Origin of the sequence: Microbacterium sp. NFH-22A-Y (assembly GCF_021401375.1) — a bacterium.
GTDB lineage: Bacteria > Actinomycetota > Actinomycetes > Actinomycetales > Microbacteriaceae > Microbacterium > Microbacterium hominis.
The window spans coordinates 740,187-766,880 of sequence record NZ_JACBGF010000003.1; the positions used below are offsets into that span (position 1 = coordinate 740,187).

General features: G+C 70.8%; 26 protein-coding genes and 1 tRNA gene. 6 read left to right on the forward strand and 21 right to left on the reverse strand.

What is annotated here, in order from left to right; translation table 11 throughout:
- Positions 1-52 precede the first annotated feature (52 nt).
- Positions 53-1,840 carry a 2-isopropylmalate synthase gene (locus L0965_RS14590; RefSeq protein ID WP_101306522.1) on the forward strand — a complete coding sequence of 596 codons (1,788 nt, stop codon included), beginning with the start codon at positions 53-55 and terminating at the stop codon, positions 1,838-1,840.
- Between the two features lie 16 nt (positions 1,841-1,856).
- Here L0965_RS14590 and L0965_RS14595 read toward each other — a convergent pair whose 3' ends face one another.
- Together L0965_RS14595 and L0965_RS14600 are read right to left on the reverse strand one after the other, a co-directional pair.
- Positions 1,857-2,630: a dienelactone hydrolase family protein gene (locus L0965_RS14595; RefSeq protein ID WP_101306523.1), complete on the reverse strand. Its 774-nt coding sequence runs from the start codon at positions 2,628-2,630 to the stop codon at positions 1,857-1,859.
- A gap of 79 nt (positions 2,631-2,709) precedes the next feature.
- The gene (locus tag L0965_RS14600) at positions 2,710-3,156 is read right to left on the reverse strand and encodes a hypothetical protein (protein ID WP_157831620.1); all 447 of its coding nucleotides are present in this window, start codon (positions 3,154-3,156) and stop codon (positions 2,710-2,712) included.
- Positions 3,157-3,586: 430 nt separating this feature from the next.
- Between L0965_RS14600 and L0965_RS14605 the strand changes: the two genes are divergently transcribed.
- Complete coding sequence (locus L0965_RS14605) at positions 3,587-3,856, forward strand: hypothetical protein (protein ID WP_101306525.1); 270 nt, start codon at positions 3,587-3,589, stop codon at positions 3,854-3,856.
- 834 nt (positions 3,857-4,690) lie between these two features.
- Here the strand turns inward: L0965_RS14605 and L0965_RS14610 are convergent.
- A tRNA-Pro gene (locus L0965_RS14610) sits at positions 4,691-4,764 on the reverse strand.
- Positions 4,765-4,856: 92 nt separating this feature from the next.
- Between L0965_RS14610 and L0965_RS14615 the strand changes: the two genes are divergently transcribed.
- Both L0965_RS14615 and L0965_RS14620 read left to right on the forward strand, forming a co-directional pair.
- A complete protein-coding gene (locus L0965_RS14615) occupies positions 4,857-5,435 on the forward strand; it encodes a GNAT family N-acetyltransferase (protein WP_101306527.1) in 579 nt (192 codons plus the stop codon).
- Positions 5,436-5,466: 31 nt separating this feature from the next.
- Positions 5,467-5,862 carry an RNA-binding S4 domain-containing protein gene (locus tag L0965_RS14620; RefSeq protein ID WP_101306528.1) on the forward strand — a complete coding sequence of 132 codons (396 nt, stop codon included), beginning with the start codon at positions 5,467-5,469 and terminating at the stop codon, positions 5,860-5,862.
- A gap of 27 nt (positions 5,863-5,889) precedes the next feature.
- On the opposite strand, the gene L0965_RS14625 is transcribed toward L0965_RS14620, so the two are convergent.
- On the reverse strand, positions 5,890-6,783 hold the full coding sequence (locus tag L0965_RS14625) for an NUDIX domain-containing protein (RefSeq protein WP_101306529.1): 894 nt from the start codon (positions 6,781-6,783) through the stop codon (positions 5,890-5,892).
- Positions 6,784-6,950: 167 nt separating this feature from the next.
- Between L0965_RS14625 and L0965_RS14630 the strand changes: the two genes are divergently transcribed.
- Together L0965_RS14630 and L0965_RS14635 are read left to right on the forward strand one after the other, a co-directional pair.
- Positions 6,951-8,864 (forward strand): ribonucleoside triphosphate reductase, encoded by a 1,914-nt coding sequence (locus L0965_RS14630; RefSeq protein ID WP_101306530.1) that lies wholly within the window; start codon positions 6,951-6,953, stop codon positions 8,862-8,864.
- A complete protein-coding gene (locus tag L0965_RS14635; protein ID WP_101306531.1) occupies positions 8,834-9,568 on the forward strand; it encodes an anaerobic ribonucleoside-triphosphate reductase activating protein in 735 nt (244 codons plus the stop codon). Before L0965_RS14630 ends, L0965_RS14635 begins: the two co-directional genes overlap by 31 nt.
- Before the next feature lie 515 nt (positions 9,569-10,083).
- On the opposite strand, the gene der is transcribed toward L0965_RS14635, so the two are convergent.
- From der to L0965_RS14720, 17 genes are all read right to left on the reverse strand, one after another.
- The gene (gene der / locus L0965_RS14640; protein WP_101306532.1) at positions 10,084-11,607 is read right to left on the reverse strand and encodes a ribosome biogenesis GTPase Der; all 1,524 of its coding nucleotides are present in this window, start codon (positions 11,605-11,607) and stop codon (positions 10,084-10,086) included.
- Positions 11,597-12,298: a (d)CMP kinase gene (gene cmk, locus L0965_RS14645; protein WP_101306533.1), complete on the reverse strand. Its 702-nt coding sequence runs from the start codon at positions 12,296-12,298 to the stop codon at positions 11,597-11,599. The genes der and cmk overlap by 11 nt, the downstream gene beginning before the upstream one ends.
- On the reverse strand, positions 12,295-13,416 hold the full coding sequence (locus tag L0965_RS14650) for a prephenate dehydrogenase (protein ID WP_061782524.1): 1,122 nt from the start codon (positions 13,414-13,416) through the stop codon (positions 12,295-12,297). The genes cmk and L0965_RS14650 overlap by 4 nt, the downstream gene beginning before the upstream one ends.
- 11 nt (positions 13,417-13,427) lie before the next feature.
- Positions 13,428-14,201, reverse strand: coding sequence for a pseudouridine synthase (locus L0965_RS14655; protein WP_101306534.1), 774 nt, complete (start codon positions 14,199-14,201; stop codon positions 13,428-13,430).
- A complete protein-coding gene (gene scpB, locus L0965_RS14660) occupies positions 14,198-14,806 on the reverse strand; it encodes an SMC-Scp complex subunit ScpB (RefSeq protein WP_101306535.1) in 609 nt (202 codons plus the stop codon). The genes L0965_RS14655 and scpB overlap by 4 nt, the downstream gene beginning before the upstream one ends.
- Entirely contained in the window at positions 14,796-15,650 is an 855-nt protein-coding gene (locus L0965_RS14665; protein WP_060960701.1) for a ScpA family protein, read from the reverse strand. The genes scpB and L0965_RS14665 overlap by 11 nt, the downstream gene beginning before the upstream one ends.
- Positions 15,634-16,467 carry a ParA family protein gene (locus L0965_RS14670; RefSeq protein WP_061782522.1) on the reverse strand — a complete coding sequence of 278 codons (834 nt, stop codon included), beginning with the start codon at positions 16,465-16,467 and terminating at the stop codon, positions 15,634-15,636. Before L0965_RS14670 ends, L0965_RS14665 begins: the two co-directional genes overlap by 17 nt.
- Positions 16,468-16,605: 138 nt before the next feature.
- Positions 16,606-17,706 carry a hypothetical protein gene (locus L0965_RS14675; RefSeq protein WP_101306536.1) on the reverse strand — a complete coding sequence of 367 codons (1,101 nt, stop codon included), beginning with the start codon at positions 17,704-17,706 and terminating at the stop codon, positions 16,606-16,608.
- A 1-nt stretch (position 17,707) separates the two neighbouring features.
- Entirely contained in the window at positions 17,708-18,967 is a 1,260-nt protein-coding gene (locus tag L0965_RS14680) for an aminotransferase class V-fold PLP-dependent enzyme (protein WP_060960719.1), read from the reverse strand.
- Between the two features lie 80 nt (positions 18,968-19,047).
- Entirely contained in the window at positions 19,048-19,662 is a 615-nt protein-coding gene (locus tag L0965_RS14685) for a vitamin K epoxide reductase family protein (RefSeq protein WP_060960704.1), read from the reverse strand.
- 55 nt (positions 19,663-19,717) lie between these two features.
- Positions 19,718-20,647 carry a site-specific tyrosine recombinase XerD gene (xerD, locus tag L0965_RS14690; RefSeq protein ID WP_101307248.1) on the reverse strand — a complete coding sequence of 310 codons (930 nt, stop codon included), beginning with the start codon at positions 20,645-20,647 and terminating at the stop codon, positions 19,718-19,720.
- Complete coding sequence (locus L0965_RS14695; RefSeq protein WP_060960705.1) at positions 20,644-21,300, reverse strand: NUDIX hydrolase; 657 nt, start codon at positions 21,298-21,300, stop codon at positions 20,644-20,646. Before L0965_RS14695 ends, xerD begins: the two co-directional genes overlap by 4 nt.
- Positions 21,293-23,002, reverse strand: coding sequence for a CTP synthase (locus L0965_RS14700; RefSeq protein ID WP_060960706.1), 1,710 nt, complete (start codon positions 23,000-23,002; stop codon positions 21,293-21,295). The genes L0965_RS14695 and L0965_RS14700 overlap by 8 nt, the downstream gene beginning before the upstream one ends.
- Before the next feature lie 6 nt (positions 23,003-23,008).
- Entirely contained in the window at positions 23,009-24,712 is a 1,704-nt protein-coding gene (gene recN / locus L0965_RS14705) for a DNA repair protein RecN (RefSeq protein WP_101306537.1), read from the reverse strand.
- A complete protein-coding gene (locus L0965_RS14710; protein WP_101306538.1) occupies positions 24,709-25,662 on the reverse strand; it encodes an NAD kinase in 954 nt (317 codons plus the stop codon). Before L0965_RS14710 ends, recN begins: the two co-directional genes overlap by 4 nt.
- Positions 25,659-26,486, reverse strand: a complete 828-nt coding sequence (locus tag L0965_RS14715; RefSeq protein ID WP_101306539.1) for a TlyA family RNA methyltransferase — start codon at positions 26,484-26,486, stop codon at positions 25,659-25,661. Before L0965_RS14715 ends, L0965_RS14710 begins: the two co-directional genes overlap by 4 nt.
- Positions 26,483-26,647, reverse strand: coding sequence for a hypothetical protein (locus tag L0965_RS14720; protein ID WP_157831621.1), 165 nt, complete (start codon positions 26,645-26,647; stop codon positions 26,483-26,485). The genes L0965_RS14715 and L0965_RS14720 overlap by 4 nt, the downstream gene beginning before the upstream one ends.
- Positions 26,648-26,694: the final 47 nt, after the last annotated feature.

Below are 26,694 nucleotides of genomic sequence, written 5' to 3' on the forward strand. Positions count from 1 at the left end.
GGGCTGAACACTGCGCCGGTCTTCCCCACGAGACCCTGAAGGACTCCTTGTCATGACCACCACGATCGCCCCCTCCTGGAATCGGCAGCGCCCCTCCGGCATGCCCTCGCACCGCTACACCGACGCCTACTCCCGTGTCGACGTGCCCCTGGGCGCCGACCGGCAATGGCCGAACCGACGGCTCACCCAGGCGCCGTTGTGGGTCCCCGTCGATCTGCGCGACGGCAACCAGGCCCTCGCGGAGCCCATGGACCCCACCCGCAAGCGCCGGTTCTTCGAGTTGATGGTGCGGATGGGCTACACCGAGATCGAGGTCGGCTACCCCTCGGCGTCGCAGACCGACTACGACTTCGTCCGCCTCATCGCCGAGACCGACATCGCCCCCGACGACGTCACGATCGTCGTGTTCACCCCTGCGCGCCGCGACCTGATCGAGCGGACCGTGGAATCGATCCGCGGCATCCGCAACGACGTCGTCCTCCACATGTACACCGCGACCGCCCCGACCTGGCGCGACACCGTGCTCGGCAAGGACCGCGATGAGCTGAGGGAGCTGATCCTCGCCGGCGGACGGGACGTGCTCCAGTTCGCCGGCGACCTGCCGAACGTGCGGTTCGAGTTCAGCCCCGAGGTGTTCAACCTCACCGAGCCCGACTACGTCATCGAGATCTGCGACGCGATGACAGAGTTGTGGGATGCCAGGCCCGAGCGCCCCGTCATCCTGAATCTCCCCGCCACCGTCGAGATCGCCACCCCCAACGTGTACGCCGACCAGATCGAGTACATGCACACCCACCTCGCCCGCCGCGACGGCGTCATCCTCTCCGTCCATCCCCACAACGACCGCGGCACGGGGATCGCCTGCGCCGAGCTCGCCGTCCTCGCCGGCGCCCAGCGGGTCGAGGGCTGCATCTTCGGCAACGGCGAGCGGACGGGCAATGTCGACCTCGCCACCCTCGCCCTCAACCTGCACGCGCAGGGCGTCGACCCGATGATCGACTTCTCCGACATCGACGAGATCCGCCGTACCGTCGAGTACTGCAACCGCATCGACGTGCACCCTCGACACCCCTATGTCGGCGATCTCGTGCACATCGCGTTCAGCGGCACCCATCAGGACGCCATCAAGAAGGGCTTCGCCGAGCATCGCGCCCGCGCTGCAGCCGAAGGGCGCGACGAGAGCGAGATCGCCTGGCGGGTTCCCTACCTGCCCATCGACCCGGCCGACATCGGCCGCAGCTACGACGCCGTCATCCGCGTGAACTCTCAGTCGGGCAAGGGCGGCATCGCCTACCTGCTCCAGACCGAGTTCGGCATCGAGCTCCCCCGCCGGCTCCAGATCGACTTCGCCCGCCACATGCAGCATCACACCGACACCACCGGCGGCGAGGTCACCGCCGAACAGCTCTGGGATGTCTTCTGCTCCACCTACCTCACCACCCCCGTCGACGCTCCGATCGAGCTCGTCGACGTCGTGACGACCGACACGAACACCCGCATCACCCTCCGCGCCGGCGGCATCGAGGACACCACCACCCACGACGGCAACGGACCCGTCGACGCACTCACCACGGCGCTTGCACGACACGGGTTCGCGATCGAGATCCTGAGCCTCTCCCAGACAAGCATCGGCACCGGAGCAGACAGCGAAGCCCTCACCCTCATCGAATACCGCCACGGCTCACGTACCGCATGGGTCGCCGGCAAGGACCGTTCTGTGCTCACCGCCTCGTTGACCGCCGTCATGAACGCGATCGCGAACGCCGAGGATCGGATGCGGCCGGGATCCATGGTCACCTCAGTCGTCACGCCGGATCGACGTGAAGACGCCCGGGAGTGACGCGAACCCGGGCCTCTCAGTCGAAGACCTCGCCCAGGAAGGACTTCATCGCCGTCCAGCTGCGGCGCTCGGCGGTGGCGTCGAAGAGGGCGCCGTGCTCCGGTGCGTTCGCGTCGGGGAGGGTGAAGGCGTGCATCGCATTGGCGTACGTGACGACCTGCCAGTCGATCTCGGGAGCCGTCCGCAGATCGTTCTCGAAGGCGAGCAGCGCATCGTCCGGGGCGACGGGGTCGGCCGCCCCGTGGAGGACGAGCACCTTGGCTGTGATTCGCTTCGCCTCCCCCTCCGGACCGGTGAGCAGGCCGCCGTGGAAGCTCACGACGGCGCCGACGGAGGCGCCCGTCCGGGCCAGCTCCATCACAGAGGTTCCGCCGAAGCAGTAGCCGATCGCCGCGGTGCGCGCGGGATCGACGGACGGCTCGGCGAGCAGCCGCTCGAACGCGGCCGCGAGCCGCTGTCGCCACAGCGCGCGATCCTGGTAGAAGCCACTGGCGACGGCGGCGGCATCCTGAGGTGCGGGGCGGATGTCCGCACCGTAGACGTCCGCGGCGAACGCCGCGTAGCCGAGACGGGCCAGCATGTCGCAGCGCATCCGGACGTAGTCGGTCACACCGAGCCAATCGTGTACGACGAGAATCCCTGGGTAGGGGCCGCCCCCGGCGGGACGGGCCTGGTACCCACGAAAAGCGACACCGTCCGCGACGTAGTCGACGTCGCCGGAGACGACCCCGCCCGCGGGAAGAGCCTCGCGGTCGAGGATCTCGTTCAGGTTCTGGGCGTAGGTGGTCATCTGGTGCTCCTCTGTGAGGGAAGACAGGGCGGCGTCCGCGCGTAGGCGACCGTGACTCCCATCCTCCAAAGGATAGGAGTCACGCACGGGCCCTTCTTCCGATCAGGGACCCTCGTACGATCATCACGATGAGGGCCACGAGACTCAGTGGCACCGAAAAGAACGCGAGATCGAAGGAAGCTCGCCAGCTCCCCTGGCCCCAATACTCGTAGTCCCGGTACGCATCAGCGAACGCCGTCACCGGCCACACCAACGAGCCCCACACGAAGAGCACGAGAAAGGTCACGTGATCCCCGCGCACGCGTCGGTCGAGAACGTGCAGATGCCAGTGCAGAACACCGATGACGAAAGCCTGGAAGACGGCGACGAGCGCAACCTGCCCGACCAGGTACTCCCGCTGGCTGGCGGAGAAGGTCGCTGCATTGCGAAGGACGAGGAACTGATCGGGAACTCCTTGGAGCACGAAGATCGCCGCGAAGACCACGAACGCGACCACCGCGATCAACCACAGACTGGGTCGTGGCACCGGCATCCTCCCCCTCCTCACCCGCGCATCGCTATCCACGGGACACGTTTCAGGCCGCGCAGTTCGAGCGGCGCCGGTCGCCCATCACGTCAGCGAGATGCGCCATGATACCGACACCGTGCCGTACAGCCCTGCCCTCCCCTCCTCGGGCAAACTACCTTCTGGGTGGAGGAAATCAGTGTCTCAACGACCTCGAGGTGGCCGCGAACGTCGAGTACGGCAGCTACCGATGCTGAGCAGATTCCTGGCCCCGGCGGTGGCCTGTACCGCGGGAGCACTTGGCCTGACGGGGTGCGAGACGGGTGCGGGTTATGGAGTCGCTGCTCTGCGCCAGGCAAGCGGCGGCTCAATCCGAGTCGCCATATGTGCCCCAACAGACGCAAGCAGATTGAGTTTCAGCGTCCGCGACCTCACCACGTCGAAGGATTGGATGATCGTCGCCGAGTACGAAGGGAAGCACACGTTCACACGTGGAGAGGAGATTGAGCTCGGCGAACCAGTTGCCGGCATGCAGCTGACCCATGCCGCGCAGCTCTCTGCACAAAGCGGTCAGGAGTACACCCTTCTCGTCGACGGACAGTCCGAGCGGACGGTGTATTGGAGCGCTGTCGACTGGACCAGCGTCGGAAGCAGTTGGCTCCAGGTGAATCACTCGGCGAACCTGCCGGCCGTGACCGCCCACGCATGCCCGGACAGGTGACGCAGTTTCGAGCAAGCCGCTCTAGCCCGAGGGTCGCGTGGATTCTCACGCTTGTGGTGAATCAACACGGGGAGGGAGATCGATCTCGGTACACGGCAACGGTGAGCGGATTCCGGCATCACGACGACGCCGCCGCCTGTACCGGTGGCAGGCCGAGAGCGCTCGTCCATTCCAGGCACGTTCGACGGAGGTGTCCCGGAAGGCAAGCCGAATCAGCCGCACTCATGCGCAGCGAGCCGCGTTCAGCTGGGTAGCCATTCCACCCCGCCGCGGAGAGGCCTCCACCCGAACCGAGCTCGCTCCAACTCAACTTCGTCGGAGTCGCGGGGCAGCCACTCGACACCCCACTCATCGAGCAGCGATGCGACCTCATCGTTGCCTTTGAAATACATGTCACCCGGAACTCCGGCCACGGGCGGTGGGTCCACCACCAACGTCCACCACTCGATCATGGTGTCCGGGTAGACGAACAGAAGGCGGCCGGCCCAAGGGCCAGATGTCACGCGCCCTATTCGGCCCTGACGACCCCAGAAGCTATTCGTTAGTTCCATGTCAGAACATTCTCGGGTAGATCACGTGGAGATTTGCGTACTGGGTGTTGCCGCGGAAACCATACGTCAGATTGGAGGAGGCCCCAAATCTCCCCTTCCAGGCAGAAGCGCGATACCCGTTCAGCGCATTCTGGTGCGCTTTGTGGCCAACGACACCGAAGCGGAGCGGTGCATTCCATCCGCGGACGGATCGAGCAGATCGAGCGATTGGACAACCCAGTGCCCACCCTCAGACACGACGAAGCCCCGACGAGAAACGATTCCTCATCAGGGCTTCAGACCGTCGGGATGACAGGATTTGAACCTGCGACCCCTTGACCCCCAGTCAAGTGCGCTACCAAGCTGCGCCACATCCCGGTCTATCGTCCGCTCGCGGACAACTCCCCTATCCTACCGGTTTCCCGGAGTGCTCGCGAACGCGTGTCCGTGACCGGGAGTACGGTCTGGTCATGAGCCAGATCGAGATCGTCCCGGCATCCGCCGATCGCTTCGCCGATGTGGAGCACGCCCTCACCGGCGGAGGCGACGGCGCCTCCTGCTGGTGCCAGTGGTGGATGCTGCGCAACAAGGACTTCCAGTCCGCGACGTCCGCCGAGCGGCGCGAGCTGCTGCGCGGCGACCTCGCCGCCACGCCCGCCTCCGCGCTCATCGCCTACGTCGACGGCGAGGCGGCCGGCTGGGTCAAGGTGTCGCCGCGGCCGGCGCAGCCCCGCCTCGCCACGACGCGCGCGTTCCAGCAGTCGCCGGAGCCCTTCGACGATGCGTCGGTGTGGGCGGTGACCTGCTTCGTCGTCCGCCGGGAGTTCCGCGGCGACGGCCTTGCGATCCGCCTGCTCGACGCGGCCGTCGACCACGCCCGCGCACACGGCGCGCGCGTCATCGAGGGCTACCCGGTCGACACCGATGCCGGCAAGACGTCGTCGAACAGCCTCTTCCGCGGCGCCCTCTCGAGCTTCGTGGATGCCGGATTCGTCGAAGTCGCCCGCCCGAAACCGGCGCGTCCCATCGTCTCGCTGACGGTGGCGTGACCTCGCGGCTTCGACACGGCAGAATCGAGAGGTGAGCGAACCGTCCGTCCGCGTGGACTCGTGGCTCTGGGCGGTCCGCGTCTACAAGACCCGCTCCGCCGCGACGACCGCCTGCCGCGCCGGCCACGTCCGGATCGGCGGCGAGAAGGCCAAAGCCGCGCAGGCCGTGCGCGTCGGAGACGAACTGCGGGTGCGGATCGCGGGATTCGACCGCATCCTCGTGGTGCGCCAGCTGCTCACCAAGCGCGTCGGCGCGCCCGTCGCGGCACTCGCCGCCGAAGACCGCACACCGCCGCGCGAGCCCGTCGCCCAGCTCGCCGTCCGCGATCGCGGTGCCGGCCGCCCCACCAAGCGCGAACGGCGCGAGATCGATCGCCTCCGCGGGCGGGATGGGCTCAGCGGCCCCGGCGACGAGAGCGACTCCTGACCGCGGCGCGCGGCAGACGGAGCACGGTCAGACGGCATCCAGCCACGACGGTCCCCGACTGACCGCGCCGTGGACGGCGACACGCTCGCGCAGCTCACGGTCGCTCGTGACCACGACGACCGACCGACCCGCCGCGGCGAGCGCCGCCGCCTCGGCGACGATCGCATCGTCGCCCTCTCCGGCCGCGCGCACGACCGCGATGCCGGGAACGTCGTCGACGGCCCGCGCCTGGCCCTCGACCACGACGCGCACCTCGGGGAACCAGACATCTCCCGGCAGCTCCAGCCGAGCGGCAGCCATGCCCCCCACGACCAGCGGACGCAACCGTTCGAGCAGTCTCCCCGTCGCCGCCGCACGATCCTTCCACCAGCCGTCGGGCACGGATCCCACCACGTTCGCGGCATCCACCACCACAGCTGGACGCACGTCGAGCAGTCCGCGCAGCATCGGCCACGACGCGGCGAAGCCGGGGTGCAGCGGATACGAGTCCACGGCCTGCACCGGCACCCACGCGAGCTCGCGGCTCTCGGGATCGCTGATCACCGGCGTGAACGGCTCGACGACGTCGGCGACCACCGTCGCGTACGTCCACACGCCCACGTCGTACACGCTGATCAACCGCGGCCGCACGGCCGACGCGGGAACCCCGGCTTCCTCCGCCGACTCCCGCAACGCCCCGTTGCACGCCGATTCGCCCTCGTGCCGCGCGCCTCCCGGGAGCCCCCAGGTGTCGCCGAAGTGACTCCAGGCGACCCGGTGCTGCAGCAACACCCCTCGCTCGGCGTCGACCGCGAGCAGACCCGCGGCCCCGAACCGGCCCCAGTACCGCGCGCCGTCGTCGGCGACGACCCAGGCGTCGCCGGGATCGCGCGGCCCGTCGGGTCGGCGCGGCTCGCCGGGAGCAGGAGGCACGATCGTCACCCGTTCAGCCTGTCACACCCCCGGCATCCCGCCGCCTCCGCGTGACGAGATTTTGCACGGTGCATCACTCTCCGACACGCCCACATCTGGGCGCGACAGCCCCCGCAGACCCCACATATTGTGGTCAGACCAAGCCCACCCCACGAGATATCGAAAGCAGGATCCCCATGTCCTCCTCCCCCAGCGACACCGTCGTCTCGGCCCGCGCCACGATCGACGAGTATCTCGCCCGCTCCGACTGGCGCATCAACGCGAACGCCAACCAGGGCTACTCGCTGGGCGGCATGATCCTCAACTCCGCCGGAAAGCTCGTCGCGAACTACTGGCTCGACGAGGTCTACGACCCCGCCGCCGGCACGGCCCACCGCGAGGGCGACCTGCACATCCACGACCTCGATGTCTTCGCCGGCTACTGCGCCGGCTGGTCGCTGCGGATGGTGCTGGAACAGGGCTTCAACGGTGTCGCGGGCAAGATCTCCAGCACCCCGCCGAAGCACTTCTCCAGCGCGCTCGGCCAGCTCGTCAACTTCCTCGGCACGCTCCAGAACGAGTGGGCCGGTGCGCAGGCGTTCAGCTCGTTCGACACCTACCTCGCACCGTACGTGCGCGTCGACGCGCTGAGCTACGACGACGTGCACCAGGCGATGCAGGAGTTCGTCTTCAACCTCAACGTCCCCTCCCGCTGGGGCACCCAGACCCCCTTCACCAACCTCACGTTCGACTGGGTGTGCCCCGACGACCTGCGCGAGCAGCATCCGCTCCTCGGCGGCCGGGTGCAGGAGTTCACGTACGGCGAGCTGGCGCCGGAGATGGCGATGATCAACCGCGCGTTCATCGACGTCATGACCACGGGCGACGCCGACGGCCGCGCCTTCACCTTCCCCATCCCCACCTACAACATCACCCGCGACTTCGACTGGGAGGGTGAGAACGTCGAGGCCCTGTTCGCGATGACCGCGAAGTACGGCCTCCCCTACTTCCAGAACTTCCTCAACTCCGACCTCGACCCGCACATGATCCGTTCCATGTGCTGCCGCCTGCAGCTCGACCTCACCGAGCTCCTCAAGCGCGGCAACGGCCTCTTCGGCTCGGCGGAGCAGACCGGCTCCATTGGCGTCGTCACGATCAACTGCGCGCGCCTCGGCTTCCTGCACTCCACCGGTACGGGAGACGACACCGCGGCGCTCGCCCGCCTCGACGAACTGCTCGACATCGCCCGCGACAGCCTCGAGGCCAAGCGCGAGGTGATCGGCCATCACCTCGCCGGCGGACTCTTCCCCTACACGCAGCGCTACCTCGGCACCCTCGAGAACCACTTCTCCACCATCGGCGTCAACGGCGTGAACGAGTACGTCCGCAACCTCACGCGCGACGCGCACGACATCACGACGGATGCCGGGGCCACCCTCGCCACGCGTCTGCTCGACCACGTACGCGCGCGCATCACCGCGTTCCAGCAGGAGACCGGCCACATGTACAACCTGGAGGCGAGCCCCGCCGAGGGTGCCACGTACCGCTTCGCCAAGGAGGACATCGCCCGCTTCGGCTCCGCTCAGGATGCCGCGACGAGCGCGGACCGTGCCGCCGCCGGCATCCGGCACGCCGGCACCCGGGCGAACCCGTACTACACGAACTCCTCGCAGCTGCCCGTCGGCTACACGAGCGACCCGTTCCTCGCGATGGCGATGCAGGAGCCGCTGCAGCAGAAGTACACCGGCGGCACGGTGCAGCACCTCTACCTCGGCGAGGCGCTGCCCTCGGCATCCGCCTGCCGTGACCTGGTGCGCCGCTCGCTGGAGCGCTTCCGCCTGCCGTATCTGACGATCACCCCGACCTTTTCGATCTGCCCGCGCCACGGCTACCGCTCCGGCGAGCACGAGACCTGCCCCGACTGCGGCGCCGTGTGCGAGGTGTGGACTCGCGTCATGGGTTACTTCCGGCCGATCGCCGGGTTCAACATCGGCAAGAAGGGCGAAGCTCAGGAGAGGACGTACTTCGTCGCGCCCCACGACGGCGCGGCGACGGCATCCGCGACACCGCAGGAGGGGTCATGGTCCGCACCGCTGCAGCCAGTGAGCTGAACATCGCCGGGGTCACGGCGTTCTCCACCGTCGACTGGCCCGACACGATGACCGCGACCGTGTTCCTGCAGGGCTGCCCGTGGAACTGCTTCTACTGCCACAACCCCGCCCTCATCGACCCGCGCGCCGAGGGCGCCGTCACCTGGGCCGACGTCACCGACCTGCTGTGCGAACGCATCGGGCTGCTCGACGGCGTCGTGTTCTCCGGCGGCGAGCCGACGCTGCAGCGCGCGCTCGTCCCGGCGATGCGGATGGTGCGCGCGCTCGGGTTCCGGGTGGGGCTGCACACGGCGGGGGCGTATCCCGGGCTGCTCGCGCAGGCGCTGCCGTTCGTGGACTGGGTGGGCCTGGACATCAAGGCTTCGCGGGAGGACTACGCCGCCGTCACCGGTCGCGGCCCCAGCGGCGGCCACGCGTGGCGTTCGCTCGAGCTGGTGCTGGGCAATCGGCTGCTGCGGGCCGGCTCCGACCACCCGCTCGACTACGAGGTGCGCACCACGGTGCACCCCGCGGCGATCGACGACGCGGGGCTGCGCGAGCTCGGATGCCGGCTCGCCGACGCGGGCGTCGACCACTGGGCCGTGCAGCGGTTCCGCGAGACAGGGGCCCGACAGCCGCTCCCCCGTGTGGCGGATGCCGAGGCGCCGGTGCTCCGGCTCGACGACCTGCCGACGGAGCGGTTCCGCTCGCTGGTCATCCGCTGACGGGACCGCGTTTCGACTCGCGGCTGCGCCGCTCGCTCAACGACCGGGACCGGGGCCGAGCGCGCGTGGCGCCGTCGCGCTGGCCGGGCGCGGTCGCGGTCGCGGGCAGGCGTAGCGGGTCAGGGCCGCCCGAACTGCCTGACCTCCGCCCGGCTGCCTGTCCTCCCGCGCGCCTGTCCGCCCACCCTCCGAACTGCAAGGGATGCGGGGCGACACGCCGCGGCATCCGCACACCACACCGCGTGTCGACACAGAGGCCTTGCAGTTCGGGTCGGACCGGCCGGCGCCGTCCACTCGACGACCGGTACGACCCACCAGTCGTGATCAACCCCCGCGAGCCGACAGGCCAGCCGGCTCGGCCGAACCCGCTCGGGGCGCGGCTCGTCCGCCCACCCGCCCGAACTGCAAGGGATGCGGGGCGACACGCCGTGGCATCCGCACCCCACACCGCGTGTCGGCGCAGAGGCCTTGCAGTTCGGTCCCCGGCGCAGACCGCCCGCAGCAGCCCAGCCGGCTCAGCGCTGGCGACGCTCGCGCACCCGCATGTTGGTGACGATCGGCGTGCCCTCGAAGCCGAAGATCTCGCGCAGACGGCGCTGGATGAAGCGCCGGTACCCGGGGTCGAGGAAGCCGGTCGTGAACAGCACGAACGTCGGCGGACGGGTGCCGGCCTGCGTGCCGAACAGGATGCGCGGCTGCTTGCCGCCGCGCAGCGGATGCGGGTGCTCGGCCACCAGCTCGGCCAGGAACGCGTTGAACTTGCCGGTCGGGATGCGCTGATCCCACGACTCGAGCGCCGTCTCCAGCGCCGGCACGAGCTTGTCGAGGTGACGGCCGGTGCGCGCCGAGATGTTGACGCGCGGCGCCCACGTGACGTGGGCGAGGTCCTGCTCGATCTCACGCTCGAGGTAGCGGCGACGGTCGGCGTTCTCCATGTCGTCGTCGTTGAGACGATCCCACTTGTTGAACGCCAGCACGAGCGCACGGCCCGACTCGAGCACGAGGTCGATGATGTTGAGGTCCTGCACGCTGATCGACTGCGACACGTCGAGCACGACGACGGCGACCTCCGCCTTCTCCAGCGCCGCGGAGGTGCGCAGCGACGCGTAGAAGTCGGCGCCCTGCTGCAGGTGCACGCGGCGACGGATGCCGGCGGTGTCGACGAAGCGCCACAGCTTGCCGCCGAGCTCGACGATTTCGTCGACGGGGTCGCGGGTCGTGCCCGCGAGCTCGTTGACGACCACGCGCTCCTCGCCGGCGGCCTTGTTCAGCAGCGACGACTTGCCGACGTTGGGGCGACCGAGGATGGCGACACGACGCGGCCCGCCGAGCTCGCCCTTGGCGACCGCCGAGACCTCCGGCAGCACCTTCATGACCTCGTCGAGCAGGTCGGCGACACCGCGGCCGTGGATCGCGGAGACGGGGTGCGGCTCGCCCAGACCGAGGTTCCACAGGGCCGCAGCCTCGGGCTCCTGCCGGGCGTCGTCGATCTTGTTCGCGACGAGGAAGACCGGCTTCTTCGTCGTGCGCAGGAGCTTGACGACGGCCTCGTCGGTCGCGGTCGCGCCGACCATCGCGTCGACGACGAACAGCACGACGTCGCACAGCTCGATCGCGACCTCGGCCTGCGCGGCGACGGAGCGGTCGATGCCGCGCGCGTCGGGCTCCCACCCGCCGGTGTCGACGAGGCTGAAGCGACGGTCCATCCACTCGGCCTTGTACGTCACGCGGTCGCGCGTGACACCGGGGGTGTCCTCCACGACGGCCTCGCGACGGCCCAGGATGCGGTTGACCAGCGCGGACTTGCCGACGTTGGGCCGTCCTACGATCGCGACGACCGGCAGCGCCGGCAGCATCTCGACGACCTCGCCGCCGGCGGTGAAGCCCGCGAGCAGCTCATCGTCCTCCTCGTCGAGCTCGTAGTCGGCGAGGGAGGCGCGCAGCGCCGCGGCCCGCTGCTCGGCGAGCTCCTCATCGAGGTTCGCGAGCTTCTCCTCGATCTGGTCGGGTCCGGCCTCGTAGTCGTCTTCAGCGGCCATCGGGATTCTCCTGTGCAGTGGGGGCGACTGCGGAGATCACGTCGAGGACGGCCTCCACGGTCTGCGTGAAATCGAGTTCGGTGGAGTCGACGACCGTCACGCCGTCTGCGGCGGTGAGGAAGTCGACCACGGTGCTGTCGGCGGCATCCCGTCGGTGCAGCGCCGCGGCGACCGCGTCGGCGTCGTGCGCGCTCAGCTCCGCGCTGCGACGCGCGGCGCGCACCTCGGGCGCGGCGGTGAGGAGGATGCGCACCGGGGCGTCGGGCGCGACGACCGTGGTGATGTCGCGGCCCTCGACCACGACGCCCGGGCGACCCGACTCGCGCACGAGGCGGCGGAACAGCGCGTTGACCTGTTCCCGCACGGCGGGCACGCGTGCGACGCCGCTCACGGCGTCGGTCACCCGCGGCTCGCGGATCGCGGCGGTCACGTCGGCGTCGCCCACACGCACCCAGTAGTCGTCGGGGTCGAGCGAGATCGCGTAGGGGAAGTCGGATGCGGCGGCCACGACGGCCGTCTCGTCGGCGGTGTCCTGGGCCGACCCTGTGCCGCGCGCCAGCACGTGCCACGCGAGGGCGCGGTAGGCCGCCCCGGTGTCGAGGTAGCCGTAGCCGAGGGCGCGCGCGGCCTGCTTGGAGACGCTCGACTTGCCGGAGCCGGCGGGCCCGTCGATGGCGATCGTGACGGTCATGAGGGCAGGCTCGCAATCTTCCAGCCGCGCGCCACGAGGCCCTCCTCGGCCTGGCGCACGATCGTCGGGTCGACACTGATCTCGGCGAGGCCGAACTGGGCGCCCGGTGAGTGCTCCAGCCGCAGGTCCTCGACGTTGACGCCGAGCTCCCCCAGCTCTCCGAACAGGCGGCCGAGCTGGCCCGGGGTGTCGTCGACCATGACGACGAGGCTCTCGAAACGCCGGTTCTGGCCGTGCTTGCCGGGCAGGCGTTCCACGCCGTCGTTGCCGCGGCGGATGGTGTCGGCGAGGGCACGCCGCGCGCCGGGGGCCTCGGGGGCGCGCAGGGCGTCCGCGACGGCGCGCAGGTCGTCGGAGAGAGCGTCGAGCACGTCGACGACGGGTGCGGAGTTCGCACCGAGGATCTGCACCCACAGCTCCGGTGCCGAGGCCGCGATGCGGGTCGTGTCGCGCACGCCCTGTCCGGCCAGTCGCAGCGAGCCGTCGGGCGCGTCGACGAACCGGCCCGCGAGCAGCGACGCCACCAGCTGGGGCACGTGCGACACGAGCGCGACCGCGCGGTCGTGCTCGTCGGGCGTCATCTCGATGGGCGTCGCGCCGAGATCGAGCGCGAGCCCTTCGACGAGCGCGAGATCGGATGCCGGGGTCTCCTCGTCACGGCACACGACCCAGGGGCGGCCCACGAAGATGTCGGCGCGCGCCGAGATGGCGCCGCCCCGCTCGCGCCCGGCCATCGGATGCGAGCCGATGTAGTGCGTGAGGTCGACGCCGCGACGGCGCAGTTCGCGGAGCGGGTCGAGCTTCACGCTCGCGACATCGGTGACGACGGCATCCGGGAACGCGGCCAGCTCGCGCTCGACGACGTCGGCGACGACGTCGGGCGGAACCGCGACCACCACGAGCAGCGGGCGGTCACCGTCGGCGGCCGCGCGACCCGCGCCGTAGTCGACGGCGAGCCGCAGCTGCGCCGGCGACGCATCCGCGAGCGCGACGTCGACGCCGAGCGCGCGCAACGCATGGCCGATGCTGGCGCCGAGCAGCCCGGCACCGACGATCCGGACCGTGCCGGAGGTGCGAGCCGCACGCGCGCGTGCATCGGCAACGGCCTGTTCGGTCACTGTTCTCCGCCTCAGCTGTCCCCGGGCGGCGTGGGCGCCGCCTGACGCGCCACCGTGAGCAGCGCGCCGCGTTCCACTGTAGTCAACTCCCGCGCCCGCCCCGCCGGGAGGGTTCCCAGGTGGAGCGGTCCGAACTGTCGGCGCACGAGCTCGACGACGGGGTGACCGACGGCGGCCATCATGCGCCGCACGATGCGGTTGCGGCCCGAGTGCAGCGTCAGCTCGACCAGCGACGTGTCGCCCGAGGTGTCGAGCAGACGCGCCTTGTCGGCGGCGATCGGGCCGTCGTCGAGCTCGACATCCTTCGTCAGCCGCGCGATGGTCTGCGGGGTCACGCGACCGGTCACCTTGGCGATGTACACCTTGGTGACGCCGAACGACGGGTGGGCGAGCACGTGCGCGAGCTCGCCGTCGTTGGTCAGCACCAGCAGCCCCGACGTCTCGGCATCCAGTCGCCCGACGTTGTAGAGCCGCTCGTCCCAGTCCTCCGTGAAGCGGCGGAGGTCGGGGCGGCCCTGCTCGTCCTTCATCGACGACACGACACCGGTGGGCTTGTTGAGCATCACGTAGCGCTTCGTGGTGTCGAGCTGGATGGCGGTGCCGTCGACGTCGACCAGATCGGATGCCGGGTCGATGCGCCGCCCGAGCTCGGTGACCACTTCGCCGTTGACGCGGATGCGCCCCTCGACGATGTACTGCTCGCAGACGCGGCGGGAGGCCACGCCCGCGTTCGCGAGCACCTTCTGCAGCCGCACGCCCTCGGCATCCGGGGTGTTCGTCGTCATCGGAGCACCTCCGCGTCGAAGCCGTCGGATCCGTCGTCGAGCAGCGGCGAGATGTGCGGCAGCTCGTCGAGCCCGTTGATGCCGAGGTTCACGAGGAACGCCTCGGTCGTCCCGTAGTTGATGGCACCGGTCTCCGGATCGGTGAACAGCTCGGTGATCAGCCCTCGTGCCAGCAGGGTGCGCACGACCGAGTCGACGTTCACCGCGCGGATCGAGGCGACCTGGCTGCGGGTGACCGGCTGCTTGTAGGCGATGACCGCGAGGGTCTCCAGCGCCGCCTGCGACAGGCGCGACGGCGCCTGTCCACCGACGAAGTCCGCGATCAGGTCGTCGTGCTCATCGCGCACGTACAGGCGCCAGCCGCCGCCGACCTCGCGCAGCTCGAAGCCGCGACGCGGACCGCCGGTCTCGCCGTCGTAGTCGGCGACCAGGCCCGCCACCGCCTGCCGGACGGCGGGCACGGGCGCTCCCACGGCGGCGGCGAGCGCGACGAGGCTCTGCGGCTCGTCCACGATCAGCAGGATCGCCTCGATCCGGCGCGCGACGTCGGCGGGCTCCGGCGAGCGCGGCGGCGCGTTCGTGTCGGTCTCGGTGTCAGCGGTCATAATCGGCTCCCAGGGTGGCGAGGTTCTCTTCGGACCAGCGTTCGGCGGTCCAGCGCAGGGTGAGCTCGCCGAGCGGTTCCAGCTGCTCGAACGAGAGGGCGGCGTGGCGGTACAGCTCCAGCACCGCGAGGAAGCGGGCGACGACGACGCCGGTCTGGGCGACCCCGGCGACGAGCTCCCGGAAGTTGAGGGTTCCCGCGTCGCGCAGTAGGGTGACGACGATCGCGGCCTGCTCGCGGATGGACACCAGCGGCGCATGCAGATGGTCGAGCCCGACGTGCGGGATCTCCTTCGGCGCGAAGGCGAGCATCGCGAGCGCCGCGAAGTCCTCCTTCGACAGCGTCCAGACCAGTTCCGGCACCGCGCGGCGGTACTTCTCGTCGAGGCGCACGGCGCGCACGTGGCGCCGGTCCTCGCGCCGGAGGCTGCGCTCGAACCAGGCCGAGACCTCTTTGAACGCGCGGTACTGCAGCAGACGGGCGAACAGCAGATCGCGTGCCTCGAGGAGCGCGACCGACTCGGCATCCACCAGCTCGCCCTGCGGGAGGAGCCCCGCGACCTTCATGTCCAGCAGCGTCGCGGCGACGACCAGGAACTCGGAGGCCTGATCGAGATCGTCGTCGGAGTCGAGGCCCTTCAGGTACGCGATGAACTCGTCGGTGACCTTGCTGAGCGAGATCTCCGTGATGTCGAGCTCGTGCTTGCCGAGCAGCGTCAGCAGCAGGTCGAACGGACCGTCGAAGTTGCTGAGCGAGACGCGGAATCCGGTGTCGTCGGCCTCCGCGGCCGCGTCTGCGACCGGCGCGGCCGCCGCGACGTCCGGCTCGTCAGGCGACGGCGCCACGAGCCACCAGCTCCCGCGCGAGGCGCAGGTAGGCCTGGGCGGCGGCGTGCTCGGGGGCGAACGTCGTGATCGGAACGCCCGACACCGACGCGTCGGGGAACTTCACCGTGCGCCCGATCACCGTCTCCAGGACGTCGTCGCCGAACGCCTCGACGACACGCTCGAGCACCTCGCGCGAGTGGAGCGTGCGCGGGTCGTACATCGTGGCGAGCACGCCGTCCAGCTCGATCGAGGGGTTGAGGCGGTCGCGCACCTTGTCGATCGTCTCGATGAGCAGCGCCACTCCGCGCAGCGCGAAGAACTCGCACTCCAGCGGGATGAGCACGCCGTGGCTCGCCGTCAGGGCGTTGACCGTGAGCAGGCCGAGCGAGGGCTGGCAGTCGATGAGGATGACGTCGTACTCCCCCGCGACCTTGCGCAGCACGCGCGCCAGGATCGTCTCGCGGGCGACCTCGTTGACGAGGTGCACCTCGGCGGCCGACAGGTCGATGTTGGCGGGGATGACGTCGAGACCGTCCACCGAGGTGTGCACGATCGTCTCGTGCGGGTCGCGCTTGGTGTCCAGCAGCAGGTCGTAGATCGTCGGGATGTCGTGGGTGGCGATGCCGAGACCGGCCGACAGCGCACCCTGCGGGTCGAAGTCGATCGCGAGCACCTTGCGCCCGTACTGCGCGAGGGAGGCGGCCAGGTTGATGGTCGTCGTCGTCTTGCCGACGCCGCCCTTCTGGTTGCACAGCGCGATGATGCGGGCGGGGCCGTGACCGGTGAGCGCGGGCGGGGTCGGGAAGCCGTGGTATGGCCGACCGGTCGGACCCATCGGAACGTCCTCCGAGAGGGCCTTCTTCGTCCCCCGCGTCTTCTCCGCCACCGACACTCCTGCTCCGTGATGCCCTTCCCAGGGCCTGGCGGACGTGCGCCGCCGTGCTCCTCGATTCTCGCACAGGGTGGGGTCGGCTCAGCCGAGGCCCCGCAGGGTGTCGACGTCCATGAGGCCCGCGTGCAAGCCGCCTCCCGCGATCAGCGACGGGATCGAGACGGTGCGGATCTGGTCCTCGACGACGTCACGGGTGTGCGCGAGGGATGCCGCGACCTCGGGCGAGGTGGTGAGCTGCGCGATCTGCTCGATCTGCGCGGGGGTGTAGCCGTCGAGGCCGAGCCATTCGTGCAGGCGGGCGGTCGCCGCCTCCGCGGACGCGGCGTTCATCCACTCCTGCGTCGGCTGACCGTCGGCGGTCTCGGTCGTGAACAGTTGCTCGAGGATGAACCAGTCGCCCGTCTCGACCTCCGCTGTGTCGGCCGCGGCGTCCGCCGCCGTCCGCTGCGCCTCGAAGGCGCGCACGGCCGTGAGGTAGGTCGCGATGAGGTGCGAGTTGGCGAACTTGTCGCCGAAGCCGCCGCGGATCGGATAGACGAGGTAGGTCACGTTGTGCGTCTCGTCGAAGCCCGCCTCCCGCATGTTGCGGAAGAGCTCGGCGCAGAAGCGGCATCCGGGGTCGAGGACGTCGAGCGCCGTCGGCCGTCCGTCGACGCGACCACCGAGGTAGGTGGCGTCGGGCGACGCGAAGTCCTCGGCATCCCACGTGCGCAGCCGGCTCGGGACGGTGGCGATCGTGTCTCCGACCGAGGCGAACTCGCGGCCGAACGCGCCGAGGACGTCGCCGGTGCCGATCGACTCCCAGAAGCCCGGCTCGACGGCGTCGATCGAGCAGGCCTGCGCGGCGAGCGTGCACGCCTGGGCGTTCTGCTTGTCGCACGTCCCGTAGACGAAGAGGTTGAGACCGCTGCGGCCGAGCAGATAGAGACTGACGATGAGGCTCAGGACCATGATCCAGGCGACGACCTCGATGGCGATGCTCGCCGGGCGCACGAGCCGCGGCGCGCGCACCGCCAGAGGAGCCAGCAGCGAGTTCTTGACGTCGTCGCGGAACGTGGTGTCGCAGGGGCGCAGCGTCACCCGGCGCCACGCGCACCCCCATGCCTTACCGAGCAGCCGGCGGTACTTCGCGGAGACCGCGGACAGCACCAGGACGACGATGAAGGCGACGATGCAGACCACGTCACAACCCCGCCATCATCGCGGTCATGACCTCGAGCGTGCGATCGACGTCGGCGTCGGTGTTGTGCGCCCCGAGGCTGAAGCGCACGAGGGGTCCGAACCCCCGCCGCTCGATCAACCAGTGGTGGGCGCAGAACGACCCGCTGCGCACGGAGATGCCGGCGTGCGCCAGGAACGCGGCCAGCCGGTGTCCGTCGACCCGCTCCGGCAGGATCGAGATCACCGGCGTCGGCGCGTCGCCGATCATGCGCAGCCGCGGCAGGGCGGCGAGCCCGTCGTACAGGCGCGTCGCGAGACGCTGCTCGTGCACCTCGAGCGACTCGCCGGCGGCGCTGCGGAACCCGGCCAGCCAGTCGAGGGCGGCGCCGAAACCGATGATCTCGGCCCACGCCTGCAGGCCGGGCTCGAGGCGGGTGTGCGGATCGGGCAGCAGGGTGAAGTCGTCGGCCGAGACGGCGCTCACCTGGCCGCCGCCGACGATGACGGGATCCAACGCGGTGAGCAGCTCCCGCGTGGCGACGACGACGCCGAGCGAGGGACCGTACATCTTGTGCGCCGAGAAGCAGACCGCGTCGGCGTCGAGACCGCGGAGGGTCTCGAGGGCATGGGCGGCCGCCTGGGCGGCGTCGACGATGACGATGCCGCCGACGCGATGCGCCGACGCGATCAGCTCCGGCAGGTCCGGGGTGACGACGCCCGCGACGTTGTCCATCGCCGACACGACGACGATCGCGTCCCGAAGGCCCTCCTCGTCGGTGAGCACGCGGCCCTCGTCGTCGCGCTCCAGGACGATGCGCGGGATGCCGCGGCGACGCGCGGCCGCGATGGTCGACAGGAACACGGCGTTGTGCTCGGTGGCCGTCGTGACGATCCGGGCGTGCCCTCCCGCGGGCAGACTCGCCAGGAGCAGCCCGAGACCGTACGTCGTGTTCAGCGTGAAGGCGCAGGCGTGCCGCCGCGACGTGAGCCCGAGGGCGGCCAGGGTCCGCTCGCGCGTGCGCGCCACCTCGGCATCCACCCGCCGGCCGGCGTCGTACCGCACGCGTCCGCCGCACGCGTTGCTGTGCAGGTAGTAGTCCTGCACGGCGTCGATGACCGGTTGCGGCCGCAGCGTCTGACACGCGGAATCGAGGTAGACCTCGCCCTCGGGAAGATAGGCGAACCCGGGTCGGGCCTCGGCGGCGGCGTCTCGCTGCGCGTCGGCGCCGCGACCGCGTCTGCCGAACAGGCCCTTGCGTTCGGGGCGACCGGCGGCATCCATGCGGCCCATTGTGGTCGGACCACCCGGCCGTGCGCCGCCTCTTCCGCCGTGAAAGATCGAGCGCCGACCCGGCTCCGGCCTCAGAAGAGGCTGCCGATGACGTCCAGCCGCAGCTGGGCGGCGACGGCGATCACCAGGTAGTCCGCCACCACGATCAGCGGCAGCCACGACAGCACCGCCGCCCCGACGCGTCGCACACCGGGCCCGCTCCCCCACACCCCGTCGCGGAGCGTCCAGCCGGCGACGGTCCAGAAGAGCGGGATCGTGACGAGCCAGATCACCATGCACCAGGGGCACAGCGAGCCGTACTCGAAGACGCTCCGGTACGCCAGGACGTGCACGAACACGAAGGCGCCCGCCACGAACAGCCCGTACACGCGCCAGAACCACGACCGCAGACCCGCCGGAGCGGCGAACGCTGCGGCACCCGCGTAGATGGGGCCGAAGAAGAGCATGATGCCGATGATCGAGTTGCTGAACCCCAGCAGGTTGCCGCCGGGCGAGAGCAGGTTGGGGCCGCACGTGACGATCGGGCTGATGCTGCAGCTGATCAGGGGCGTGGCCCCCGTCAGCTGGCCGATGTACTCCAGGTAGAGCAGGAACGCCACGATGCCGCCGGTCGCACCGGCCACGATCCACCAGACGGACAGCGCGCGTCCGGGACGGTGCACGGCGGGGATGCTCTCGCGGTTCATCCCGCCATCGTCCCTCGCCGTCCGCGGCGGGAACCGCCCGATGCGCCGGAGAAAATCAGCGGGCGCGGGGGTGGGAGGTGAGATACACGTCGCGCAGTGCGTCGACCGTGACGTGGGTGTAGATCTGGGTCGTGGCGACCGACGCGTGGCCGAGGAGTTCCTGGACGACCCGCACGTCGGCACCGCCCTGCAGCAGGTGCGTCGCGAACGAGTGCCGGAAGGTGTGCGGCGACACGTGCGCCGTGAGACCGGCGCGCCCCGCCGCGTCCTGGATGATCAGCCACGCCCCCTGCCGCGACAGCGGCGCGCCGCGCGCACCGAGGAACAGGCGCGCGGTCGCGCGACCCCGCCGCGACAGCTCCGGGCGGGCGCGGGCGAGATACGCGTCGAGGGCCGCCCGCGCGTACGAGCCGACCGGCACGATCCGCTCCTTGCGCCCCTTGCCGCGCACGCGGATCACCTCGCCGCCCGAGCCCGCGACGTCGTCGACGTCGAGCTGCATGACCTCCGAGACGCGCGCGCCGGTCGCGTACAGCAGCTCCAGCAAGGCCCGGTCGCGCAGCCGGATGATGTCGGTGTCGCCGGTGGCTCCGGGCGCGGGGCCCGCGGCATCCAGCAGCGCCTCGATCTGGTCGATGGACAGCGCCTTCGGCAGTCGCTGCGGCGTCTTCGGCGGCCGCAGCCGATCGCTCGGGTCAGCCTGCTCGATCCCCTCGCGCACCAGGAAGCGATGCAGCCCACGCACCGACGACTGCAGCCTCGCCAGCGACGTCGCCGCGGGCGGGGGCACGGCCGACGCGCGCTCCGCGGCGAAGGCCGCCACGAGCGCCGGCGTCACCTCCGCCGTCTCCTCGACGCCCTGCGCGGACAGCCACGCGCGGTAGCCGGACAGGTCGCGGCGGTACGCCGCGACGGTATGCTCCGACAGGCCGCGCTCGATCGTGATGTGCCTCAGGTAGGCGTCGATCGCGCGGTCGACCTTCACCGCGAGACCGCGGGTCCGCTCTCGCCGATGGCCCGCGGACGCCGCGGCCACGGAGCGTCTCCCGCCGCCAGCGTCGACCACGCCCGCGCGCGCGACGCCTGCGCCGCGAGGGCAGCCACGATGAGCGACGGGTTCTGCACGCGCCGGTCGAGGACGGCGTCCACGACCTCGTCGAGCGCGACCCAGCGCACCTCGATGTCGGCCTCCTCGGCCTCCCGGGCGAACGTCTCGTCGGCTGCGCGCAGGTCGCGTGCGAGGTAGATGCGGATGGCCTCGTCGCTGCCGCCGGGCGAGGTCATGAACTCCCCGAGCACGTGCCAGGATGCCGCCACGAGGTCGGCCTCCTCGGCCAGCTCGCGTTGCGCCGCGACCAGCGGCGACTCCTCCGCGATGTCGAGCAGGCCCGCCGGGATCTCCCAGTCGCGCAGGCGCACCGGATGCCGGTACTGCTTGATCAGCAGCACGCGGTCCTCATCGTCCAGCGCGAGCACCGCGACGGCCCCGGTGTGGTCCATGTACTCGCGCACGATGGACTCGCCGTTGTAGGAGACCTCGTCGCGGCGGATGTTCCACACCCGTCCGACGAACGGCGTCTCGGTGCGGACGACCGCGGCCTCGACCGGGTCGTCCGCGAGCGGTGACGCGTCAGTCACGCTCGACCTCGAACAGCTCGCTGGCGCGGTGCCGCTCCAGCGCCGCGGCGATGAGGCCGCGGAACAGCGGGTTGGCCTCGGTCGGGCGCGAGCGCAGCTCCGGGTGGGCCTGGGTCGCGATGTAGTACGGGTGCACGTCGCGCGGCAGCTCGACGTACTCGACGAGCCCGTGGTCGGGCGACAGCCCCGAGAACCACATGCCCGCCTCGGCGATCTGGTCGCGGTAGCGGTTGTTGACCTCGTAGCGGTGCCGGTGGCGCTCGCTCGCGCGGCCCGCGCCGTAGACCTCGGCGGCCAGCGACCCCTCGGCGAGCTCGGCCTCGTACAGGCCGAGCCGCATCGTGCCGCCCAGGTCGCCCCGGTCGATGATGTCGACCTGTTCGGCCATCGTGGCGATCACGGGGTGCGTGGTGTCGGGGTCGAACTCGCTCGAGGAGGCGCCCTCGATGCCGGCGACGTGGCGCGCGTACTCGATCACCATGCACTGCAGGCCCAGGCAGATGCCGAGCGTGGGGATGCCCTGCTCGCGCGCGAAACGCAGCGCACCGAGCTTGCCCTCGATGCCGCGGATGCCGAAGCCGCCGGGCACGACGATGCCGTCGAGGGCGCCCAGTGCCTTCTCCGCACCCTCCGGCGTCTCGCAGAGGTCGGACGCGATCCACTTCACCTGGACCTTCGTCTCCTGTGCGAAGCCTCCGGCCTTGAGCGCCTCCGTGACCGACAGGTAGGCGTCGGGCAGGTCGATGTACTTGCCGACGAGGCCGATCGTCACCTCGTGCTTGGGGTTGTGGACGGCGTCGAGCACCTTGCTCCAGCGCGTCCAGTCCACCTCGGCGGCCTTGCCCGACAGCCCCAGCGCGTCGACGATGTAGCTGTCGAGTCCCTGCTCGTTGAGCATGGTGGGGATGTCGTAGATCGAGGGCACGTCGACCGCGTTGACGACGGCATCCTCGTCGACGTCGCACATGAGCGCGATCTTGCGCTTGTTCGACTCGGTGACGGGACGGTCGCTGCGCAGCACGAGGGCGTCCGGCTGGATGCCGATGGAGCGCAGGGCCGCCACGGAGTGCTGCGTGGGCTTGGTCTTCTGCTCACCCGAGGCTCCCATGAACGGCACGAGGGAGACGTGCACGAAGAAGACGTTCTTGCGTCCGAGCTCGTGGCGGATCTGGCGCGCCGACTCGATGAACGGCTGCGACTCGATGTCGCCCACGGTGCCGCCGATCTCGGTGATGATCACGTCGGGCTTCGGCGTCTCGTCGGCCTGCAGGCGCATCCGACGCTTGATCTCATCGGTGATGTGGGGAATGACCTGAACCGTGTCGCCCAGGTACTCGCCGCGGCGCTCGCGCGCGATGACCTGGGAGTAGATCTGGCCCGTCGTGACGTTGGCCGCCTGGCTCAGCTCGATGTCGAGGAAGCGCTCGTAGTGGCCGATGTCGAGGTCGGTCTCCGCGCCGTCGTCGGTGACGAAGACCTCACCGTGCTGGAACGGGTTCATCGTCCCGGGATCGACGTTGAGATACGGGTCGAGCTTCTGCATCACCACGCGCAGTCCGCGCGCCGTCAGCAGATTCCCGAGGGAGGCGGCGGTCAGGCCCTTCCCCAACGACGAAACGACACCGCCCGTCACGAAGATGTGCTTGGTGGTGTCGTTCGAAGTCTTGCCCGCCGTCTTACCTGCTGAATGAGTGTCCGTCACGGGCTTTCATCCTATCAGCCCGGAGTGGGCGAGGCTCAGAAGCTCCCGGGCGTGGTCGAGAGCGGTGGTCGAATCCGACAGGCCGGACAGCAGGCGCGCCATCTCGGCCTCCCGATCGGCGCCCACGAGCGCACGCACGCTCGACGCCGTCACCGAGCCGTCGCCGGACTTCACGACGCTCAGGTGGTTGGAGGCGAACGCGGCGACCTGCGCGAGGTGGGTCACGACGATCACCTGGCTCGTCTCGGCGAGCCGCGCGAGGCGTCGACCGACCTCGATCGCCGCCGCGCCGCCGATGCCCGCATCGATCTCGTCGAACACGAACGTCGGAACCCCGCCGGAGCCCGCGATGACGACCTCGATCGCCAGCATGACGCGACTGAGCTCGCCGCCCGAGGCGGTCTTGGCGACGGGACGGGGCTCCGCGCCCGGATGCGGCGCGAGCAGGATCGTGACGTCGTCGCGGCCGGATGCCGTGGGTGCCGCCTCCTCGACGGCGACGACGACGCGCGCGTCGGGAAGGGCGAGCGCGTGCAGCTCCTGCGTGACCGCGTCGGCGAGGCGCACGGCCGCGGCGCGGCGCGCGGCGGTGAGGCGGGACGCGAGGGCGTCGAGGGCGGCGGCGGCCTCGGCCTCCTCCTCCCGCAGGCGGGCGATGCGCTCACCGTCGTCGTCGAGCTCGGCGAGACGGAACGCACCGGTGCGCGCCAGCTCGAGCGCGGCGTCGAGGGTGCCGTGCGCGCGCACCAGGGCGGTGACGGCGGCCCGGCGCTCCTCGACCGCGGCGAGCTCGTGCGGCCCCGAGTCGTCGAGGTCGGCGAGGTACGCGCTCAGCTCGGTGGCGAGGTCGGCCACGCGGTACGAGATGTCGTCGAGGCTCGCCGCGTGACCCGCGAGGATCGTGTCGCTGCGCGCGGCCCGGTCGAGTGCGCGCCGCGCCTCCGTGACGAGCAGCGTGACATCCGGCGCCTCGCCGCCGCCGGAGAGGGCATCGTGGGCGATCGCGGCCGCCTGTCGCAGCTCTTCGACGTTGGCCAGTCTCTCGGCGCGCTGCGCCAGCTCGAGGTCTTCGCCGGGCTGCGGATCGACCTGCTCGATCTCCGTGAGTTCCGCGCGCAACCGTTCGGCCTCCGCGGCGCGCTCCGCCGCGTGGCCGGTGATGTCCGCGATCTGCGCCGACAGCTCGCGCAACGCGGTGTATGCCTCGCGGTATGCCTCCCACGCGGGGAGGATCTCCGCGGCGCCGAAGCGGTCGAGGGCGTCGCGCTGGGCGGCGCCGGAGCGCAGACGCAGCTGATCGGATTGGCCGTGCACCACGACAAGCTGCTCGGCGAGGTCGGCGAGCACGCCGGCCGGCGCCGTACGCCCGCCGACGCTGGCGCGGCTGCGACCCTCCGCCGTCACGGTGCGCGCCAGGTAGAGCTCGGCGAGGCCGTCGCCGATCGGCTCCACCTCGCCGCCCGCCTCCGCGACGCGGTCGGCCACGGCACCGGCATCCGGCACGACCCACACGCCCTCTACGGCCGCTTGACCGGCCCCCGCGCGCACGACGCCCGAGTCCGAGCGGGCGCCGAGGAGCAGCCCGAGTCCGGTCACCACCATGGTCTTGCCCGCACCGGTCTCACCGGTGATCGCGGTGAACCCCGGCCCCATCGGGAGGGTCGCCTGAGCGATCACGCCCAGATCGCGCAACGTCATCTGCTCGATCACGTCGAGCCCTCCCCCGTCGCGACGGCCGCCGACCCTTCGGCGGGGCCCCGCCAGCCGGTCACGGGGAGCTGGAACTTGCGCACCAGCCGATCGGTGAACGGTGCCGGGTGCAGACGCGCCAGCCGCACCGGCTGAGCGGATCGGCTCACCACCACGCGCGCGCCCGGCGGCAGGTCGTGGGACCGCCGCCCGTCGCACCAGAGGATGCCGGTGCCGTCGGTGCGGGCGAGGACCTCGATCGCCACCGTCGCTTCGGGGCCGACGACCAGGGGGCGCGCGAACAGGGCGTGCGCCGAGAGCGGGACCACCGCGATCGCCTCGACGGTGGGCCAGATCACCGGCCCTCCGGCGGAGAAGTTGTACGCCGTCGAGCCCGTGGGAGTCGCGATGACCACGCCGTCGCAGCCGAAGCTCGACAGCGGGCGGCGGTCGATCTCGATGACGACCTCCATCATGCGCTCGCGCGCGGCCTTCTCGACGGTGGCCTCGTTGAGCGCCCACGTGTCGTAGATCACGGCGCCGTCGGCATCCTTCACGCGCACGGCGAGGGTCATCCGCTCCTCGACCTGATAGTCGCGCGCGATGATGCGGCGCATGGCGTCGTCGATGTCGTCCGGCTCGATCTCGGCGAGGAAGCCGACATGGCCCATGTTGATGCCGAGGATCGGCGCCGTGCCGTCGCGCACCAGTTCGGCCGCACGCAGGATGGTGCCGTCACCGCCCAGCACGATGGCGAGGTCGACGTCGGCGACGTGCACATCCGTGCCCAGGGCCGCCAGCGGACCGAGATCGGTCAGGGCCGCGACCAGCTCGGGATCGTCCACGGCGAGCACCGGCCGCGCACCGGCCGAGGTCAGCGCGGCGATGACGCGACGAGCGGCCGCGACGGTGTCGTCTCGCCGGGCGTGGGCGACCACCAGGATGTCGCGCGTACGTGTCGCGTCGGTCATGCCGCTCCCGTCAGCTCATCGATCGTCCTCAGCCATTCTGACGGATTGCCGGGCATCGCCGGGCGGTCCACAGAGGCGGCGGCGATCGGCCGGAGGTGCACGAGGTACTCCCGGTTGCCGTGTGTGCCCGCCAGCGGCGAGGCGATGAGGCCGGCGGTGCCGAGCCCCAGGTCCCACGCCGCCCACAGCACGCCCGCGACGGCGTCGGCGCGGGCGGCCGGGTCGGTGACCAGGCCCTCTCGCACCCCCGTCCGACCGACCTCGAACTGCGGCTTGATCAGCAGCACGATGTCGGTGGCGGCGCTGACCAGCGTCGCGATCGCCGGGAGGACGAGCCCCAGCGAGATGAACGAGAGATCGGCCACCACCACCTCGGGCACACGATCGTCGCCGGATGCCGCGGCCAGCGCTGCCGGCGTCATGTAGCGGACGTTGAAGCCCTCGACGACCGTCACGCCGGGGTCGGCCGCGACGGAGGCCGCGAGCTGCCCGTGTCCGACGTCGACGGCGAGGACGTGCGCCGCCCCGCGCTCGCGGAGCACCTGCGTGAAGCCGCCCGTAGACGCCCCCAGGTCGAGGCACCGCCGTCCGTCGACGCGGATCGGGAAGGCGTCGAGGGCCGCGATGAGCTTGTGCGCGGCACGACTCACGTAGTGGTCCGCACCGGCGACCGCCAGGACCGCATCGTCCGCGACCGGCGTCGACGGCTTCACGACCGGCACACCGTCGACGGTGACCAGACCGGCCTCGATGTCCCGCGCGGCCTGGGTGCGAGAACGCGACAGCCCTCGCGCGGCGAGGGCCGCATCCAACCGCACCGTCACTGGCCGCCGTCGCGCGGGCCGGATTCGAGGCGGCGCGCCAGCTCGTCGTGCAGGGCGGCGTAGGCGGAGGCGCGCTCGCGAAGGGGCTGCTCCTCGATCACCTCGAGGGCGGAGAGCAGATCCTCGCGGCGCAGCTGCTGGTCGTCGCCATCCATCGACATACCTCCACGATAGTCGCCGCGACGACGACGGCCGCGTCACGCGACGC

Coding starts and splice junctions, on each gene's coding strand:
- L0965_RS14670 (WP_061782522.1), bottom strand. CDS start 16,467: ATGGGTCCGACCGGTCGGCCATACCACGGCTTCCCGACCCCGCCCGCG.
- L0965_RS14635 (WP_101306531.1), top strand. CDS start 8,834: ATGGTCCGCACCGCTGCAGCCAGTGAGCTGAACATCGCCGGGGTCACG.
- cmk (WP_101306533.1), bottom strand. CDS start 12,298: ATGACCGTCACGATCGCCATCGACGGGCCCGCCGGCTCCGGCAAGTCG.
- L0965_RS14655 (WP_101306534.1), bottom strand. CDS start 14,201: ATGACGACGAACACCCCGGATGCCGAGGGCGTGCGGCTGCAGAAGGTG.
- der (WP_101306532.1), bottom strand. CDS start 11,607: ATGGCCGCTGAAGACGACTACGAGGCCGGACCCGACCAGATCGAGGAG.
- L0965_RS14630 (WP_101306530.1), top strand. CDS start 6,951: ATGTCCTCCTCCCCCAGCGACACCGTCGTCTCGGCCCGCGCCACGATC.
- L0965_RS14680 (WP_060960719.1), bottom strand. CDS start 18,967: ATGGATGCCGCCGGTCGCCCCGAACGCAAGGGCCTGTTCGGCAGACGC.
- L0965_RS14595 (WP_101306523.1), bottom strand. CDS start 2,630: ATGACCACCTACGCCCAGAACCTGAACGAGATCCTCGACCGCGAGGCT.
- scpB (WP_101306535.1), bottom strand. CDS start 14,806: ATGACCGCTGACACCGAGACCGACACGAACGCGCCGCCGCGCTCGCCG.
- L0965_RS14720 (WP_157831621.1), bottom strand. CDS start 26,647: ATGTCGATGGATGGCGACGACCAGCAGCTGCGCCGCGAGGATCTGCTC.
- L0965_RS14615 (WP_101306527.1), top strand. CDS start 4,857: ATGAGCCAGATCGAGATCGTCCCGGCATCCGCCGATCGCTTCGCCGAT.
- L0965_RS14710 (WP_101306538.1), bottom strand. CDS start 25,662: ATGACCGACGCGACACGTACGCGCGACATCCTGGTGGTCGCCCACGCC.
- L0965_RS14685 (WP_060960704.1), bottom strand. CDS start 19,662: ATGAACCGCGAGAGCATCCCCGCCGTGCACCGTCCCGGACGCGCGCTG.
- L0965_RS14590 (WP_101306522.1), top strand. CDS start 53: ATGACCACCACGATCGCCCCCTCCTGGAATCGGCAGCGCCCCTCCGGC.
- L0965_RS14605 (WP_101306525.1), top strand. CDS start 3,587: ATGATCGTCGCCGAGTACGAAGGGAAGCACACGTTCACACGTGGAGAG.